Annotated in this window: 15 protein-coding genes; 6 read left to right on the top strand and 9 right to left on the bottom strand. The window is 50.0% G+C overall.

What is annotated here, in order from left to right; all coding sequences use genetic code 11:
* Positions 1-129: 129 nt before the first annotated feature.
* The 3 genes from OMP95_RS02130 (at position 130) to OMP95_RS02120 (ending at position 2,708) form a co-directional block, all read left to right on the top strand.
* Entirely contained in the window at positions 130-669 is a 540-nt protein-coding gene (locus tag OMP95_RS02130; RefSeq protein ID WP_266325438.1) for a macro domain-containing protein, read from the top strand.
* A gap of 68 nt (positions 670-737) precedes the next feature.
* Positions 738-2,123 carry a nicotinate phosphoribosyltransferase gene (locus tag OMP95_RS02125; RefSeq protein ID WP_266325436.1) on the top strand — a complete coding sequence of 462 codons (1,386 nt, stop codon included), beginning with the start codon at positions 738-740 and terminating at the stop codon, positions 2,121-2,123.
* A 27-nt stretch (positions 2,124-2,150) separates the two neighbouring features.
* Entirely contained in the window at positions 2,151-2,708 is a 558-nt protein-coding gene (locus OMP95_RS02120) for an isochorismatase family protein (RefSeq protein ID WP_266325434.1), read from the top strand.
* Between the two features lie 670 nt (positions 2,709-3,378).
* Here OMP95_RS02120 and OMP95_RS02115 read toward each other — a convergent pair.
* Both OMP95_RS02115 and OMP95_RS02110 read right to left on the bottom strand, forming a co-directional pair.
* A complete protein-coding gene (locus tag OMP95_RS02115) occupies positions 3,379-6,531 on the bottom strand; it encodes an efflux RND transporter permease subunit (RefSeq protein WP_266325432.1) in 3,153 nt (1,050 codons plus the stop codon).
* A gap of 51 nt (positions 6,532-6,582) precedes the next feature.
* Positions 6,583-7,761: an efflux RND transporter periplasmic adaptor subunit gene (locus OMP95_RS02110; protein WP_266325430.1), complete on the bottom strand. Its 1,179-nt coding sequence runs from the start codon at positions 7,759-7,761 to the stop codon at positions 6,583-6,585.
* Positions 7,762-8,085: 324 nt separating this feature from the next.
* Here OMP95_RS02110 and OMP95_RS02105 point away from each other — a divergent pair, with 324 nt between their 5' ends.
* Positions 8,086-8,742, top strand: a complete 657-nt coding sequence (locus OMP95_RS02105; protein ID WP_266325428.1) for a TetR/AcrR family transcriptional regulator — start codon at positions 8,086-8,088, stop codon at positions 8,740-8,742.
* Here OMP95_RS02105 and thpR read toward each other — a convergent pair whose 3' ends face one another.
* From thpR to OMP95_RS02085, 4 genes are read right to left on the bottom strand one after another with little or no spacing between them, the layout of a single operon-like run.
* The gene (gene thpR, locus OMP95_RS02100; RefSeq protein WP_266325426.1) at positions 8,743-9,261 is read right to left on the bottom strand and encodes an RNA 2',3'-cyclic phosphodiesterase; all 519 of its coding nucleotides are present in this window, start codon (positions 9,259-9,261) and stop codon (positions 8,743-8,745) included.
* Positions 9,258-10,700, bottom strand: a complete 1,443-nt coding sequence (locus tag OMP95_RS02095) for a diguanylate cyclase (protein ID WP_266325424.1) — start codon at positions 10,698-10,700, stop codon at positions 9,258-9,260. The genes thpR and OMP95_RS02095 overlap by 4 nt, the downstream gene beginning before the upstream one ends.
* 36 nt (positions 10,701-10,736) lie before the next feature.
* Positions 10,737-11,501: a peroxide stress protein YaaA gene (yaaA, locus tag OMP95_RS02090; RefSeq protein WP_266325422.1), complete on the bottom strand. Its 765-nt coding sequence runs from the start codon at positions 11,499-11,501 to the stop codon at positions 10,737-10,739.
* Positions 11,502-11,534: 33 nt separating this feature from the next.
* The gene (locus tag OMP95_RS02085; protein ID WP_266325420.1) at positions 11,535-11,912 is read right to left on the bottom strand and encodes a DUF4389 domain-containing protein; all 378 of its coding nucleotides are present in this window, start codon (positions 11,910-11,912) and stop codon (positions 11,535-11,537) included.
* A gap of 137 nt (positions 11,913-12,049) precedes the next feature.
* Between OMP95_RS02085 and OMP95_RS02080 the strand changes: the two genes are divergently transcribed.
* Both OMP95_RS02080 and OMP95_RS02075 read left to right on the top strand, forming a co-directional pair.
* A complete protein-coding gene (locus OMP95_RS02080; RefSeq protein ID WP_266325418.1) occupies positions 12,050-12,574 on the top strand; it encodes a TRAP transporter small permease subunit in 525 nt (174 codons plus the stop codon).
* Positions 12,574-13,878, top strand: a complete 1,305-nt coding sequence (locus tag OMP95_RS02075) for a TRAP transporter large permease (RefSeq protein ID WP_266325416.1) — start codon at positions 12,574-12,576, stop codon at positions 13,876-13,878. Before OMP95_RS02080 ends, OMP95_RS02075 begins: the two co-directional genes overlap by 1 nt.
* On the opposite strand, the gene OMP95_RS02070 is transcribed toward OMP95_RS02075, so the two are convergent.
* The 3 genes from OMP95_RS02070 to OMP95_RS02060 all read right to left on the bottom strand — a co-directional run.
* Complete coding sequence (locus tag OMP95_RS02070; RefSeq protein WP_266325414.1) at positions 13,879-16,317, bottom strand: SAM-dependent methyltransferase; 2,439 nt, start codon at positions 16,315-16,317, stop codon at positions 13,879-13,881.
* A 1-nt stretch (position 16,318) separates the two neighbouring features.
* Positions 16,319-17,068 (bottom strand): protein-L-isoaspartate(D-aspartate) O-methyltransferase, encoded by a 750-nt coding sequence (locus OMP95_RS02065; protein WP_266325412.1) that lies wholly within the window; start codon positions 17,066-17,068, stop codon positions 16,319-16,321.
* 263 nt (positions 17,069-17,331) lie between these two features.
* On the bottom strand, positions 17,332-17,751 hold a 420-nt coding region (locus OMP95_RS02060), incomplete at its 5' end, for a calcium-binding protein (protein WP_266325410.1).

Below are 17,751 nucleotides of genomic sequence, written 5' to 3'. Positions count from 1 at the left end.
ATACTTGTCAATTTTCCGGTAGCGACGAGAAAACATGACTGTTAGATTTCAGGAAAACAAATCTCTCTTGCTGGTACTTGTGGAGAAATGTTGCAGACAATGCAGTGAAGCTGCAGGAGGTAAAACACCATGACGGTAAGACAAGTTATCCATGATGTAACGATCGAGTGCGTACAAGATGATATTGTTAACCAGCCCGACATGGATGTGATTGTTAATGCTGCTAATGCCGAGTTGCGTATCGGCGGCGGTGTGGCTGGGGCCATACATCGCGCTGCAGGGCCTGGGCTGGAAGCTGAATGCCGGCCGCTCGCCCCTATCCGGCCGGGCGAGGCGGTTATCACCGGTGCGCACGATTTACCTAACCGTAAGGTGGTTCACTGTCTCGGTCCGGTTTACGGGTTAGATACACCTTCCGATGATTTACTGGCTTCATGCTACCGGAATGCTCTCTACCTGGCTGAGCAGAACAATCTCCATTCCATCGCCTTTCCGGCTATCTCAACAGGCACCTTTGGCTATCCGGCGGAATCGGCTGCACGGATTGCTTTGAAAACGATCCTCGATGCCGCGCCGGGACTGTCGTCGCTCAAATTTATTCGTTTCGTGCTGTTCTCTACCGCCGATCAGCATCTATACACAAAGATACTTAAGGAACTTGTAGAATAGTATTTGTAAGCCGGATCTCGAGGGCGGCATGCGATTTCGACTGAAACGCATGCAGGAGGGTCAAAGCGATGAATATCAATGAGCCATATCCGCAAGTCGCCTCCCCTGTCGAAGGCGCGGCACAGGATGAACTGGCGCTGTTTACCGATCTCTACGAACTGACCATGCTCCAGGCTTATTTCGATGAAGAAATGATGGAGGATGCGGTCTTCAGCCTCGCTGTCCGCAATCTGCCTGCCCGGCGTAACTTTTTATTGACCTGCGGTCTCGACACTGTCCTCAGCTATCTGGAAAACCTGCAATTCAATAGTGAGAATATTGCATACTTGCGCTCGCTGGGACAGTTCTCCGAGCGCTTTCTGTCCTGGCTTTTGGATTTCCGCTTTACCGGCGAAGTCAGGGCTGTTGCGGAAGGTACGCCGATATTTGCCAACGAACCGATTCTGGAGGTCACCGCTCCCCTGCCGCAGGCGCAACTGATCGAGACCTTTGTCATGAATCAAATCCATCTGCAAACCGTACTGGCCTCGAAAGCGCTGCGGATGGTAGCGGCGGCCAAGGGTCGTCCGGTAGTCGATTTTGGTGCGCGGCGCATCCATGGAATCGATGCAGCCATGAAGGCAGCCCGCAGCTACCATATCAGCGGTATTGCCGCCACTTCCAATGTGCTGGCCGGCCAGCGCTACGACATACCGATTACCGGCACCATGGCACACAGCTATATCCAGGCCCATGAGGACGAAGCGGCCGCATTTAGTGCCTTTGCAGAAATCTATCCTCAAACGGTTATCCTGGTCGACACCTACGATACGATAGCCGCGGTTTATAAAGTTATCGAACTGGCAAAAACACTGGGTGATAAATTTCAGGCCAGGGCTGTGCGGCTGGATTCCGGCGATCTGCTTACGCTCTCTCGCGAAACCCGCCAGGTGCTGGATGCCGCCGGTTTGAACCAAGTCGAGATATTTGTCAGCGGTGGTCTGGATGAAGACAAAATCGCCAAGCTAGTGGCCGCAGATGCTCCCATAGACGGTTTCGGGGTCGGTACCGATATGGGTGTGTCCAGCGATGCACCGGCTATGGATATCGCCTACAAACTCTGTGAGTATGCCGATAAAGGCAGGCTCAAATTATCGAGCGGCAAACCGATATTGCCGGGCAGCAAACAGATCTTTCGCCTCGAACAAGATAATCAGGATGTTCGCGATGTGATTGCACGAGCCAGCGAGGATTTGCCCGGTCGACCGCTGCTGGAGACGGTGATGCGCAATGGCAAACGACTGCCTGCTGGCAAAGTCAATCTCGACACCATCCGGAATTATGCACAGGCGCAAATTGGCCGCTTGCCTGTATCGATCAGGCAAATAACTGTTGCCGATCCGCCTTATCCGGTTGAAGTCAGTAAGGAATTAGCCAACTTCCAGAAAAAAGTGGCACAGCAGGTCTCATCCTGAGACCGGCCAAGATAACAGGAGGCTGTTATGACTATCCAATTTCAAACAGATGATGCGCTGATTGTGGTTGATGTACAGAATGATTTCTGTCCCGGCGGTGCATTGCCGATAGAACACGGTGACGAGATTATCCCTGTGTTGAACCACTGGATTGATGATGCCGTATCCAAAAACATACCGATCTATGCCTCACGTGACTGGCACCCTGTCGGCCATATCAGTTTTACTGACAGAGGTGGTCCTTGGCCACCGCACTGTATCCAGGATACCAGTGGTGCCCGTTTTCACCCTGATCTCCACCTGCCCGAGTCAGCGATTATTGTCACCAAAGGCGTGCGTTTCGACCAGGACCAAAACTCGGCTTTCGATCAGACCGGGTTGGCGGACGAGTTACGCCGCCATAATATCAAACGTCTGTGGGTCGGCGGCCTTGCCGAAGATGTCTGTGTATTGGCAACAGCACTCGATGGCCGCAAGGCCGGTTTTGAAGTGGTATTTATCGAACACGCTGCGCATCCGGTCAGCCAAAAAGGCGGCGAAAAGGCCCGCCACGCCATGCTGGATGCCGGAATCCATATAGTCTGAAAGATTGACCCAATGGCCAACTGAGGAAATATTCCTTGTAGAGACAAGAGGCCAGCCAGATCGGTGCAAATTATCAAACATTCGCGTTAAAAATGTCACTATCCAACGAAGAAAAAGCATTTGTCTCTTATGTCATCGAGTTGATGCAACCACTCGGGCCCGTTTATGCCAACGCATGTTCGGCGGCGACGGTGTTTTCCTGGACGGCTGATGTTCGGCTTCATTGCAGACAGTGTGTTTTATTTAAAGGCCGATAATGACAGCAAAGACGATTTTATTGCCGAAGGGCTTGAAGCGTTCAAAATGTTTGACTCGAACCATAGGATCTCAGCAGAACGGAGCCCTATCAGCACCGATAACCATACAAGCTCGTCGCAGAGCGAGTGCTTTATTGCTGAACTTTCAAAGCTTCTTATGCGCAGCTCAGGTTATGACCGTAAACCATCAGTCTGGCTCCCAGGCTTATTCACATGGAGGTGATGGCCGCTATCGCTATCCCTGCTATCGCGGCATTTGGGCATCCTGCCCATCATATGCCGATAACGCAGGAGCAGTTATCGGTCCGCGTGGGAGCCTGTTAGACTCTCATCCCAGGTTCCCACGGAAGCCCATGGGAACCGGATGAGTCAGGGAAGGTTACACACTTTCCCGAGTTGCTCCAGTCCTTTGTTTAAGCGGCATGCGAATGATAGCGGCGCTTGCCTTCCAGTTTACGCAACAGCACATAGAAAACCGGCGTAAAGAACAAACCGAAAAAGGTTACGCCTAACATCCCGGAGAATACTGTCACACCGATATCGTTACGCATCTCGGAACCGGCACCGGTCGACAATACCATCGGCACCACGCCCATAATGAACGCAAACGAGGTCATCAGGATCGGACGCAAACGCATGCGGCTGGCTTTGATGGCAGCTTTCACTGTATCCATGCCGTTGATTTCCAGCTCGCGGGCAAATTCAACGATCAGAATCGCATTCTTACTGGCCAGCCCCGCCAAAACAAAGAAACTGATCTGCGTGAAGATATTACTGTCGCCGTCAGTCACCCAGACACCGAACACAGCAGCCAGAATCGACAACGGCACAATGGTAATCACCACCAGCGGCAGAATCAGACTCTCATATTGTGCGGCCAGCACCAGAAATACCAACAGCAGACACAATGGGAAGATATACATCGCTGTATTACCGCTCAATACCTGCTGATAAGTCAGATCCGTCCATTCAAATGCCATTCCTGACGGCAGGATTTTCTCCAGAATTTCACTGATCGCATCCTGAGCCTGACCACTGGAAATCCCCGGTGCCGCATTACCGTTCAAGTCTGCTGCAAGATAACCGTTATAGTGCGCAGCACTTTCCGGCCCGTAACTTTCCTGCATTTCCAGCACACTGCCCAGAGGTACCATTTCACCCTGGGTATTACGCACCTTGAGGTTAAGCGCATCATCCGGGTTGGATCGATATTCCGAATCCGCCTGTGCAATCACCTGATAGGTTCTGCCAAACTGATTAAAGTCGTTGATATAAAGCGAGCCCAGATAGATCTGCATGGTATCAAAAACCTCTTTGACATCGAGCCCCAGTTGCTTAACTTTGGTGCGATCCAAATCGGCATACAATTGCGGTACGTTGATCTTGTAGTTCGAATACACACTGGACAAAGCCGGGTTCTGCCAAGCTTGCTGTTGCACCTGCTCTACCACTTCTGCCAGTTTTTCATACCCCAAATCAGCGCGATCCTCAATCTGCAGTTTGAAACCGCCAGTGGTGCCGAGTCCCCTGACCGGAGGTGGTGGGAAAATGGCAATAAACGCCTCTTCCACCTGGGCAAACTTGGCCTGCAACCTGCCGGCAATCGCATTAGCTGAAAGCTCGGGCGTTTTACGTTCATCAAACGACTTCAGAGGTACAAACACAATGCCGGCGCTGGGGCTATTGGTGAAACCGTTGATCGATAAACCGGGGAACTGAACCGCACTCTGCACACCGGGCTCATCCAGCGCAATCCGTCCCATTTCACGGATTACATTTTCAGTCCGGGATAACGACGAACCGTCGGGTAATTGCGCAAAACCAATCAAGTACTGCTTATCCTGCGCCGGCACAAACCCCTTGGGCAGACTGTTCAAACCATAAACGGTAAAACCCAACAGCAAACCGTAAATCAATACCGACACCGTTTTGTGCCGGAGCAAACCGGCAACCGAACTGGAATAGTTGCGTGAGCCTTTTTTGAAAGTCCGGTTAAACAGCCGGAAAAAACCACCGAACAGGAAATCAATTCCCCTCGTTAACCGATCTTTAGGTGCATCATGACTGCGCAGCAATAATGCCGCCAGTGCAGGACTCAACGTCAAAGAGTTGATGGCAGAAATCACAGTGGAAATTGCAATCGTTAATGCAAACTGCTGATAGAACTGGCCGGTCAGACCACTGACAAAAGCAATTGGCACAAACACTGCTACCAGCGTCAGCGAAATCGCAATGATCGGCCCGCTGACCTCACGCATGGCCTGGTAACTGGCTTCCAGTGGCGATAAGCCCGTTTCGATATTACGCTCCACGTTTTCGACCACGACGATAGCATCATCCACCACGATACCGATAGCTAAGACCAAACCAAACAAAGACAAGGTGTTGATGGAAAAGCCAAATAGCCACATCAAGGCAAACGTACCGATAATAGAGACCGGTACCGCCAGCAGCGGAATTAACGAGGCACGCCAAGTCTGCAGAAACACGACAACAACCAGCACCACCAAGGCTAAGGCTTCCAGCAAAGTTTTGATAACAGCCTTGATTGAATCTCTAACAAAGACGGTCGGGTCATAAACTACTTGGTAATCCACGCCCTGAGGAAAACGGCCCTTCAGCTCGGCCATAATGGTTCGCACATTATCCGAAATTGCAATCGCATTGGCGCCTGGTGCCTGGAAGATAGGAATCGCCACAGCAGGCTGGTTATCCAGCATCGAATTCAGACTGTGCTCAGCCGCTGCCATCTCCACACGAGCCACATCCTTCAGCCGCGTGATCTGTCCCTGCTCACCGGCACGGATAATGATCTCTTCAAACTCTTCCGGCGACTCCAGCCGGCCTTTGGCATTGATGGGCAGTTGCACATCGATCGGACTGGTCATTGGCGCACCGCCAATCACCCCTGCCGCCACTTGCACATTCTGCTCACGCACCGCATTCACCACATCCGTGGCCGTCAGCCCCCGTTCGGCAACCTTTTCCGGGTTGAGCCAGATCCGCATCGCATAGTCACCGGAACCAAACAGACGTACAGTACCCACGCCTTCCACTTTGGCAAGCTCATCCTTCACATGCATCAAGGCATAGTTACGCAAATACAACTCGTCGTAACTCTTATCCGGCGAAATCAGATGCACCACCATGGTCAGATCAGGCGAGCTTTTGACCACTGTCACCCCCAGTTGACGCGTGACTTCGGGCAATCTCGGCAAAGCCTGGGACACACGGTTTTGCACCATCTGCTGTGCCAGATCGGGATCGGTGCCGATTTTAAACGTGACTGTCAGCGTCATCCGGCCATCTGAGGTGGCCTGTGAAAACATATAAAGCATGTTTTCCACGCCACTGAGCTGCTCTTCCAGCGGTGTGGCGACGGTGGCAGCAATAACTTTCGGATTGGCACCGGGAAATGAAGCATTCACCACTACCGATGGCGGCGCGACTTCGGGGTATTCCGAAATCGGCAGTTTGAACATTGACAATAAACCGGCAATAAAAATCAGCAAAGACAGCACGCCGGCAAAGATCGGCCTGTCCACAAAAAACTTGGAAATGTTCATCGCGTTCCTTCGTTCAGATCAGCAGGTATGGGCTACCTACTCAGTTTTTATTCAATTAAGAGCCAGTGCTGCATCATCCACCGGTTTAGGACTGACCACTGTGTTCGGGCGGATATGAGACAAGCCATTAACCACAACACGATCACCGGCGGTCAGACCTGACAGCACCAGCCGTTGTTTGTTGTGATGTTCACCGAGTGTTACTTCCCGGTAAGTGGCCTGGTTATCGCCGTTGATAACATAGACAAACTTCTTGTCCTGATTGGTGCCAATCGCACGATTCGGCAGCAGTAAGGCTTGTTCTTCTGCCGCCGCACCCAGTCTGACATTGGCGTACATGCCCGGTGTCAATACACCATCGGTGTTTTCAAAAATCGCACGGGCGCGGATGGTACCGCTGGATACGTTCAGCTGGTTGTCGAATGAATGGATCTGACCTTGATATACGACGCTCTCATCCGCAGCCAGCGTCATCTGCACCGGCATGGCATCATCGTCGGCGCTGCCACGCACTGTTTTGATATAGGTCTGTTCGTCAACATCAAATTCGGCATAAAGCCTGTTATTAGCCACTATCGTGGTAAGAACCGGCGCGCTCGGTGTGGTTTCGATAATATTGCCCACAGTCAGTTCAGCGCGGCTTACTCTGCCGGCGAAAGGCGCACGGATATAGCAGTAATTCAGATTCAGTTTTGCCTGTTCCAGCGCACTTTCTGCTTCACTGATAGCGGCAGAAGCGACTTGATATTCATTTCTGGCAGCATCAAACACGCTTTCTGAAACCAGCTTGTTTTTAACCAGTCTTTCGGCCCGCGCCAATTCGTCCCCGGCCAGCTTGGCACGTGACCTGGCAGAGGCCAGTTGTGCTTCACTCCGTTTAACAGCGGCTTGGTAAGGACGGGGGTCGATTACAAACAACAGCGCGTTTTTATCAACCAACTGACCATCTTCAAACAAGACCTGCTGAAGCTCACCACCGACCAGCGGTTTGATATCAGCCGTATCGACGGCACTGAGACGGCCGGAAAAACGTGTCCACGTACGTACAGGCTGCAGCTGCATGGTAATCACTTCAGCGACCGGAGGCGGCGGCGCGGCTGCCGGTGATTGCCTGGATGATTCACTGTCGGCATTACTGACATAGACCACCCCCGCGGCAATGAGCAGCACCAGAATCAATGACAGTTTCAGCCGGCTACGGCGCTTGGATTTAAATGAAATATCGGACATGTGACGATCTCCTACTGCTACCGTGGCAATGTGCACGGACGTATCCTTGAGCAAAACATCCTTGTTAAGGATTATAGAATCGCAAGCATACATACCGGTCGGTATGCTAGTCAAGCAAGACTGAAACAACAATTTCATCCGGCAAGCTTTATATCAGTTAATATACTGATTAAATTACAGTTAACAGGCGCATATAAGATGAATCTTGTTATTTAACAGTTTGATATTAAGTCATTTTTTAATGATGAAATAATGACTTATAACTTGCCTTACAAACCGTACGGTATTTATAATGTACCACTATCATTTTTATATTGAAGAGTCATGTCAGTCATCGAAACCCGCGAACGACTACTGGAAACAGCACTGGAACTGATCTGGCAAAGCAACTACAGCAGTGTCGGCGTCAATGAAATATGCAAACAGGCAGGCGTCACCAAAGGTGCTTTCTATCATCACTTCGAGTCTAAATCGAGCCTGTTCTGTGAAGCCACCAGCTATTACTGGCAAGTTATCAAGAAAGATCTCGACAATATTTTTTCTGCCGTCAATACCCCGTTAGAACAACTGGAAAACCTGATCCAGTTTCTGTTTACCTCCAAACTCAGCGAAGATAACAACAGTGTTCGTGGCTGTCCGTTTTTTAATGTAGGCGCCCAGATTGGCACTGATGATCAGAAAGTCATCGAAGCACTGCAAGCGCTGTCTCAAACTGCAATTAAATACAATCTGGCGCTGGTTAAGGCACTGAACGCGGAAGGTTATCTGTATCCGGTTACCGATATGGAACAACAAGCCAGACTGATGTACCACTTCATCCACGGCGTCATGAGCTACGCCCATGTGCATCCCGATGTCAGCACGATTAAAAAAGACCTGCCTGAAGGTTTGTATCGTTTGCTTGGCGTTAAACAAGAATTCTGGTTCAGCACTTCCCCAACCTGGCAGGCTGAGCCCCCCATCATAAAAAATCGTGCCTGATCAGACTTTTGACAGCGGCCAACTGTCTATCACCTCATAACAAACACCCTTATCTGTTGAACGCGACTGCACCAACGCAAAAGAGTCGGCCGACCATTCTATTGCTCCAAATTCCAGCGGCGGATTAGCCGTGGCTTTACGTGCCAAGGTGATATGAGCGCGATAGGGACGCTTATTACCCAGCCTGACCGAATGTTCCAGCACCATGCGCGTGAGCGCATTGACCAGGACATAAATCGGTTTAGGTTGTTTGCGGCAGGTCAGACACAGAATTCTCGGCTTTGGCCAAAAATTTAACTCGTTAAATTTCAGTGTGAATGGCGCGGCTTTGATAAAAGCAGCCGCCTTTTGCACCGCGTCGGCCGTTTTGTCATCGACATTTCCCAGAAACACCAATGTGGCATGCAAATTTGTCGGTTGCAGCTTTTTAAGACCTTTTTGATCGATTTTCCGGTTGATACAATCGATTTTTTGTCGTGTCGTATCATCCGGCCATAAGGCAAAAAACAAACGTTTCATGGCTGCTCCACATCAACTGCTTCAAATTCAGGCTCTGAGAAAAAAACGGTTTTGTTGCGGCCGCTATGTTTGGCCTGATAAAGCGCCTCATCTGCACGCTTGATACAGTCTTCTATCATTTCATTGCTGCGGTAGCCTGCAACACCAAAGCTGGCAGTAATGTTAATGTCATCAATGGCAAAGTCACAAGCCTGTATCAATAGTCGCAAATGCTCGGCCAAAGCCTGCGCGCCTTCCTGTTTTGTCTCCGGACAGAGGATCAGAAACTCTTCTCCGCCCCAGCGGCCCACCTCGTCATTTTCCCTGATATTTTGCAGCAACAGTCTCGACATGCGTTTGATCACTTCGTCGCCGACTATATGACCATAACTGTCATTAACCCGTTTAAAGAAATCAATATCGAGAATAATAATGGAAAATGGATGCTGATAACGTTTGAAGCGGGAGAGTTCAGCTTGAAAAGCAGCATGCAGATAATAGCGGTTGGGCATGCCGGTTAGCTGATCACTGTGCGACAGAAGTTCCAGCTTTTTGTTGACCTGCTGCAGTTGTTGATTATGCCGATTGATAACCCAGTATCGATAAACAAACAAAAACAGAATCACGCTGATACCCGCCAGGATCTGCCACAGCAAGGTGTAATCAAACTCGTATTGGAAATTAATTGACAGCCAGTTATTGAGAATGCTCTGCCGGTCGCTGTCAGTGGTGATATTGATGGCTTTGTTATAGATGGACAACAGTTCCGGCAAATCCCGTCTCACGCCGACAGACATGGCATATTGCTCATCCAGCACGCCATTAATCTTAATATGGGAAATACCATGCTTCAGCGTCTGGTAATTGATGCTAGGCACTGTATCGATAAAGGCAAAAGCATGCCCTTTTTCAACTTTTTTCAGGCCTTGCGCCGCCGTAGCAACGGTGGTGATCTTGATTCCGGGATATTGATGCCGGATCATTTCCACACCGGCATAGCCATTAACCATCACAAAATGCTGAGCCAGCACCTGCCGCAGATTGATAATAAACTGATTATCCGGTTGCGTGACCACCGCGAAAGGATAAAAAATAAACGGGGCCGTGACCGATAAATAATGCCGCCTGGCAGGGATATCCTGCGCACTGGACAAGATGTCGCAGCGTTTTTGCTGCATATATTGCAAAGACTGCTGCCAGCTTTCCGTGGCCAATAACTGAATCGGTTTGCCGATCATGTCTGACCAGAGCTGATGGAAGTCGGACATAATGCCGGTGAAGCGCCCGTTACTATTGATACTCTCGTATGGCATCCAGTCAGGGTCGGTGCACAAGGTAATGAATTCAATACTATCCAGGTAGCGCCGTTCCAGCTCGCTGAGATCAAGTTGACTCGCCGAAATCAGCGGACAATTCAACAACAGCCACACACCCAGGGTAAGAACAAGCTTGTTTATCATCCTTGATAACATGTGACTGAAGCTTACATCCTTAATTTAGTTACGGCTAAACACCCATTCATCGCCTTTCGACAACTCTTGATTGAAACAATAGCCTTCACTGTCGAATTGCTTGATAGCTTCCGGTTCCTTCAGCTTGTGGTCGATAATAAAACGACTCATCAGGCCACGCGCCTTTTTAGCATAAAAACTGATCATCTTATATTGGCCGTTCTTCCAGTCCTTAAATATCGGCGTAATAATACGTGCCTTGAGCTTTTTGGCTTCAATCGCTTTGAAATACTCGTTTGATGCCAGATTGATCAATACACCATCGTTTAAAGCATCATCCTGCTCCAGCGAGGCTCTCAGCGTGCTGCCCCAGAACTGATAGAGATCCTTGCCCTGTTTGTTGGCAAGTTTAGTACCCATTTCCAGCCGGTAAGGTTGAATCAGATCCAGTGGTTTCAACACACCATACAGACCAGACAGAATACGCAGATGTACCTGCGCATAATCCATTCCCTGTTCATCCAAGGTGTCAGCATCAAGCCCGGTATACACATCACCTTTAAACGCCAGCACTGCTTGTTTGGCGTTATCAAGATCAAATGGCGGCTGCCAGGATTCAAAACGCGCCGCATTCAATCCGGCCAGCTTATCGCTAAGTTTCATCAAACTGGCGATATCCGCAGCACTGAGTTGACGCAAGTTGTCAATCAATTGCCGGGAATATTCCAGAAACCGGGGTTGGCTGTGCTGTCGGGTAACGGGAGCGGTTTCAAAATCCAGCGTCTTTGCCGGCGAAATAACAATCAGCATGCATCAATCCTGCAGTTAAAAATTCTCAGATAATCAGTGGTCAGTTTTTTTGCGGTCGTCACCGCTGGGCTGGCCTGCATCCCCCATCTCTTCAACTGAAGACGTATAGTCATCATCGTCGAAATCCGGTTCGGCCTGTTCGTTCCAGCTGTTAAAAGGAAAAGGACGCCGGTTTTCGGTATAAGTCAAAAAAGCCACAAGCTGGTAAACATAGGTCGACAAATCACTGGCAAAGTCAGCAATGTTTTCATTGGGCTTACCGCTAAACAGAGCAAAAACCAGCTGCACGATCACAATGATCCCGACCAGTATCAGTACCAGATACAACACAACGGCAAACAGCACCATATAGAGAATCCGGTACCATTGCGCCTTGTTACAGATATTTTGTTTTACAGCTTCGTTTTCCATGGCCGTTCTCCGTTTTATTAGACTCGCAAATTACTTTACCACTTCCCATCAGTCATGCGTAGCAGCAACAGCCCCTAGAGCTTAAGCACGGATTATGGGAAACTCTACCGCTTGTAGCATAAAAAAATGAACCTATAATGAAATTGAATGCTCAAACCCTGGTCAAGTGGATAGACTGCTTCACCGAGTGGACCGGCCGTTGCACGGCGTGGCTGGTATTAGCCATGGTGCTGCTGGTTTGTTACGACGTGATGATGCGTTACCTGTTCCAACAAGGATCTGTTGCACTACAAGAGCTGGAATGGCATTTATTTGCTCTTGTTTTCCTGTTTGGCGCCGCCTACACACTCAAACACGATGAACATGTGCGTGTGGATATCGTTTATCGGAGCCGTTTTGTCTCGGACTCGATGCGAGCCTGGATCTCCATCATAGGTACCGTGTTATTCCTGCTGCCCTTCTCCCTGCTGATTATGGTCACCAGCTGGCCTTTTGTCGAAAACGCTTTCTTCTACAATGAAGGTTCGCCGGATCCGGGCGGACTGCCTTATCGCTTTATTCTGAAAAGCGCCATTTTGATTAGCTTTGGCATGATCATATTACAAGGCGTGGCAGAGATTCTCAGAAATATTCAAATTTTACGTCACCAAGAGGCCCGTTAATGGAATATTGGGCTCTGGCGATGTTCGCCGTTTTGTTTTTGCTGCTATTGGTGGGTTATCCGGTAGCTTTCACGCTCGGGGCTATTGCCTTGCTGTTTGGCGGTATTTTCCTCGGTTTTGATTTTTTTAATCTGCTGCCGCTGCGGATCTGGGGCATTATGACCAACTTCACGCTGCTGGCGGTGCCTTTGTTCGTATTTATGGGCGTGATTTTGGAAAAGTCAGGCGTAGCCGAAGAGTTGCTGGACACCATGGGCAGATTGTTCGGCCAGCTCCGCGGTGGCCTGGCGATTTCGGTGGTGGTAGTGGGCGCTCTGCTGGCAGCCACCACGGGCGTGGTCGGGGCGTCAGTCGTCACCATGGCCGTTATTGCGCTGCCCAGCATGCTCAAACGTGGTTATGCACCGTCCCTGGCCAGCGGTACGATTGCGGCGTCCGGTACTTTGGGACAAATTATTCCGCCCAGCATCATCCTGATTTTGCTGGGTGATGTAATCGGTGTGCCAGTGGGTCAGCTGTTTATTGCGGCAACAGTGCCCGGTGCCATGCTGATCATCGGCTACATTATTTATATTGCCTGGATTGCCTGGCGAAAACCTGAATTGGCGCCCCCGATTCCTGTTAATGAAAAACATGACACGCATCTGGCGCTGAGTGTCATCAAAAGTCTGCTGCCGCCATTGTTTTTAATTGTTGCCGTGTTAGGTTCCATCTTTTTCGGTGTCGCCTCACCGACCGAATCTGCTGCCGTCGGCGCGCTGGGTGCCATGATTCTGGCGGCATTACATAGCCGTCTCAATCTCGGCAATCTCCGTGAAGCCATGCAAAAAACCACACGCCTGACCAGCATGGTGTTTGTGATCTTCATCGGTGCCACCGCCTTTGGCCTGGTGTTTGTCGGCATGGGCGGCGATAAACTGATTCTGGATATTTTCAGCAATCTGCCCGGCGGTAAATGGACCTTTCTGGTACTAAGCATGTTGCTGATATTTGTTCTGGGCTTTTTTCTCGACTTTATCGAAATCTGCTTTATTGTGGTGCCGGTCATTGCACCGGTGGCCATTTATATGGGGCTGGATCCGTTATGGTTTGCATTGTTGATCGCGTTGAACCTGCAGACTTCTTTCCTGACGCCACCGTTTGGTTTTTCGCTGTTCTATCTGAAAGCCAGCGCTCCGGCTTCACTTAAACTGCAATCCATTTATCGCGGCATTGTGCCATTTGTTCTAATTCAAATCGTCGTATTAGCCGTGTTGATTACATTTCCGGATCTGACGCTGTGGCTGCCCGCGCTAATGGAATGATTATGCTGACTGCGGAAACAGCCTGGCAGCCAACAGGTACAGCACAACAGCAACGGCAATCAGTACCCGGAAACCGAACTGCATCGCAATCAACGTTGCCAGAATCGGGCTGATCACCGATGCCAGACCATTAATGCCCCACGCCCACGGAATCAGCTCCGCCCGGCTTTGCGACAGTACATTGATGGCGGCAGGAAACGGCATGCCCATGAAAAACCCCAGCGGCACGATTAATAAAAAAGCCAGCAGATAACGCAGCAGATCGTGCTGCTGCAACATGAAAGCTGACAGGGATTCGAAGGCAAATATATAACTCAGCGATAAGCCGCTGATGGCTGACACTGCCAGCATGACCCTGTTGCGAGCTGGCCATTGCAGCCGGCGTCCGGAAACATAACTGCCAAGGCCCGCTGCCACCAGAAAAGTGGCCAGCACCACGGTAATTGCATAGACCGGGTGCTGCAAAATCAGGATAAATTTCTGAATAAACGCAATTTCCATAAACAAAAAAGCCAAACCCAGAGCGAAAAAATAACCCAGTACCTTTTTATGCAGCCGCTCTCCGGGTTCGATTCCCAGCCGCCGCCTTCCCCACCATAACGGCAGCACCAGCAGCACAATACCGACCAGCAAGGCCTGGATCAGCGCAATAATCAGTAATAAATAACCACTTTCAAGTAAAAACAACCCGCCCTGATCCAGCAGAGAAATAATTTCCGGCAAAGTCCGCCATTTGAAAAACTGTGAAAAATAAGGCCTGTCGTCTTCCGCGGCTTCGATATTGAACTTGTAGGCGTCGATAAATGCCGCTGCGTTTTGACCTAATAAAGCCAACGCCGCCTGATAGAAATAAGGTTCTCTGAGTTGGTGAAATTGGTTGACCTCTGTTTCAGCAATGCCCGGATAATAAGCCAGATCAAAGCGGTGTTGCTGGCAGAACCGCTTGAGGCGATTAATTTCATCTGCGCTGAAAACACCGTTTTTTACCAGCAAGGTCGCGGTTTGCCAGCTGCGGATCATGACAAGGCTTTGTGAAGGATCGGCAGTGCCGTGCTGATTGAGCGCTTCGATCACGGTGGCCAGCAGTTTCGGCATATCCCGGGGTGGCAGTCTGGTCCAGCGGGTCAGACTCAGATAACCATTGTGTTCAAGATGACGCAGATAAAGCAGCATCGCCTGCCTGGTATACAAATAATTTTCCGCCATCGAATACAGGCCGCCGGTGGCAGCGCCTGAACCGTCCATTAACGACAATGTGATTAAATCAAAGTGTTTATCACTTGCTGTCACAAAAGAACGGGCTTCTGCCTGATGCACACTGACTTGTGGCAGTGAGAAGAGCCCCCCGGCATATTCAGCATATTGGTCCCTGACCAGCTCAATCAGCTGCGGATTCTGCTCAACCGCATCAATATGCCCAGCCGGGTGAATAAGCGCCTGCAGAATATCACTGCCGGCACCGGCACCCAAGATCAGAACATCAGCCAACGGCCTTAATTGATACGGCAAAGCTGAAGTGGTTTGATCCAGGTAACGCAGCGGTGCCACATTCCCGTCAAAACGGGTGATGGCTGACATACTGTCGCCGTCGCTGAATAGGGCTAACTGCTCAGGCGGAACGCTATCCGCGTTAATGCTCAATCCGGGGGCATGCCGTAAAGGCACGGTTTGCGTCTCGACCACGCTGAGCACACCCAGCGGACTGGATTTTTGCTCGATAATAGCCGTGCCGGGAACATTAAGCAGCTGGCTTTGTGGCTTGTAAGGAGAAATATTAAGGTTCAGCTGCAAAGGTAACAGGCTTACCGTCAAGGCCACAGCCACTAGCAGGCTCGCTGACCAGCGCCGGTGATTAATCTGTGACTGCTTCAGACACAATATTAAACACATCAATGCAGCGCTCAGTACCACAAGTGGCAACACCACCAGAATATGCTGCGGAAATATCACAAACAGCAGCACAATGATCATTACGCTGCCACAGGCGGCACCCAGCAAGTCGGCAGCATAAACCTGTGTCGCCAGGCTGCGGAACCGATAAAAAGACAAACCGATAATATTGGCTGCAAAAAAAAATGGCAGTGATAGCAGCAGATAAAGGCCAAGTTGATAAAGCAGTTGCATCGGATCCCACAACAGCTGCGCCGGATTAAAAGGCAACTGCTGCGCCAGCAGGAAACAAACAGGCATCGCAATGGCAAACAACAGCAAGTTGCTCATAATGACCTGCGGGAAGCAACGGCTGAAAAATTCACGGCCAAGCGCCAGAAAAATACCGCTGACAGCGTAACCCAGCAAAGCCAAACTAATGACCATAAAGGCAAAATGATGCCACTGAATAACAGAAAACAGCCGCATCAATAAAACTTCGTAGGCCAGTGCCGATGCGGATACCGCAGACAGTGTCAGCAGATAACTCCGGGACATCAACAGTGCCATCTCAGTGCTGCCCAGTCAGCGGGACAAATCGCACCGGCAACAACTGCTCGGTAAAGATCTCGCCTCTGTCATCCTTAGTGACCAACACCAGATGCTGTACCATAAAACGGCTGCCAACCGGGATCACCATACGACCGCCGGGTTTCAATTGCTCGATCAATGGTGACGGGATATGACCGGCTGCCGCCGTCACCATAATCGCATCAAACGGTGCCTGCTCCGGCCAGCCATAGTATCCGTCACCTTCACGGGTTGTAACATTCTGATAACCGGTTCGCTGTAAATCGGCAGCTGCCCGCGCAGCCAGTTCCGGCACGATTTCAATGGTGTAAACCTCATCAACCAGTTCCGCCATCACCGCCGCCTGATAACCGGACCCCGTACCGATTTCCAGCGCCTTGTCACCAGGCTCAAGCTGCAACAGATCGGTCATGATAGCCACAATCGCAGGCTGGGAAATGGTTTGTCCGTAACCAATCGGCAATGGTCGATTTTTATAAGCCTGATGCCGGTGTTTGGCAGGCACGAACTCATGCCGGGGTACCTTGGCTATGACCTCCAACACCCGCTCATTCAGCTTTGACGTAGGCAGCATCTCCTGACTCATCCGCACATCTTTGCTGATTTGTTCAATAAGTTGCTGACGCTGTTGCTGGAAAGACTCGGTAGCCTGCGTCGAACCCAGACCATAACCCAGGCACAGCAATATAAATAGCAGGATACGAACAACAGGATTGGATAAAACTGGCATAGCCCCCTCCTCAACCAGCGTTAGCTGGTAAGCAACTGTTCAACTACGATACTACTATAGAGAACAGTAACGGGGCGATTTAACTAATCTGAATTTGAGTTAAAAGTTATAAATGGTCAAGAAATGCTTGTTATTCCCCATGCATCAGTTATCGGGAGTCCAGTTTTGTATCAGTACCGCTCCCCTGAAGCTTGAAGCACCCATAACCAGAAAAATCATGTATGAGTGCTTCAAACAGGGGGTAACGACTTAGGTAAGTCCTGTCAGGCAGCCTGCCAGGTATTTGCAATAACAGGTTGTAACTCCTCTTTTACGTCTTGTGGGATCACATTACCTTCCCCATTAGGTACATCATAGGAAGCCATGGCTGATACCAGTTGCTCAACTTTGGTATTAAACAGTACTGATGAACCAATAGATATTTCTTCTATCTGATTATTTGAGCTTGTATACCAGTCATTCACCGTAATCTGATCATTTGTTCCAGCGATAGTAATCTGTAGATCATCCCCTTCACGGCTAAACCAAAGATCTTCTTCATCAAAATCCGCTGTGCCGCCAAACTGCAAAATGTCCCGGTAGCTGGTGCTGTTACTGTTGGTGATATCAGTGATCACATCATGACCATCGCCCAGGTTGAACCGGTAGGTGTCGCCGTAAACGCCGCCCCGCAAGGTGTCATT

Source organism: Methylophaga sp. OBS4 (genome assembly GCF_026319305.1).
Taxonomy (GTDB): Bacteria; Pseudomonadota; Gammaproteobacteria; order Nitrosococcales; family Methylophagaceae; genus Methylophaga.
The sequence above is the reverse complement of the archived record's forward strand: the minus strand, read 5'-3'. Positions and strand labels throughout refer to the sequence as shown.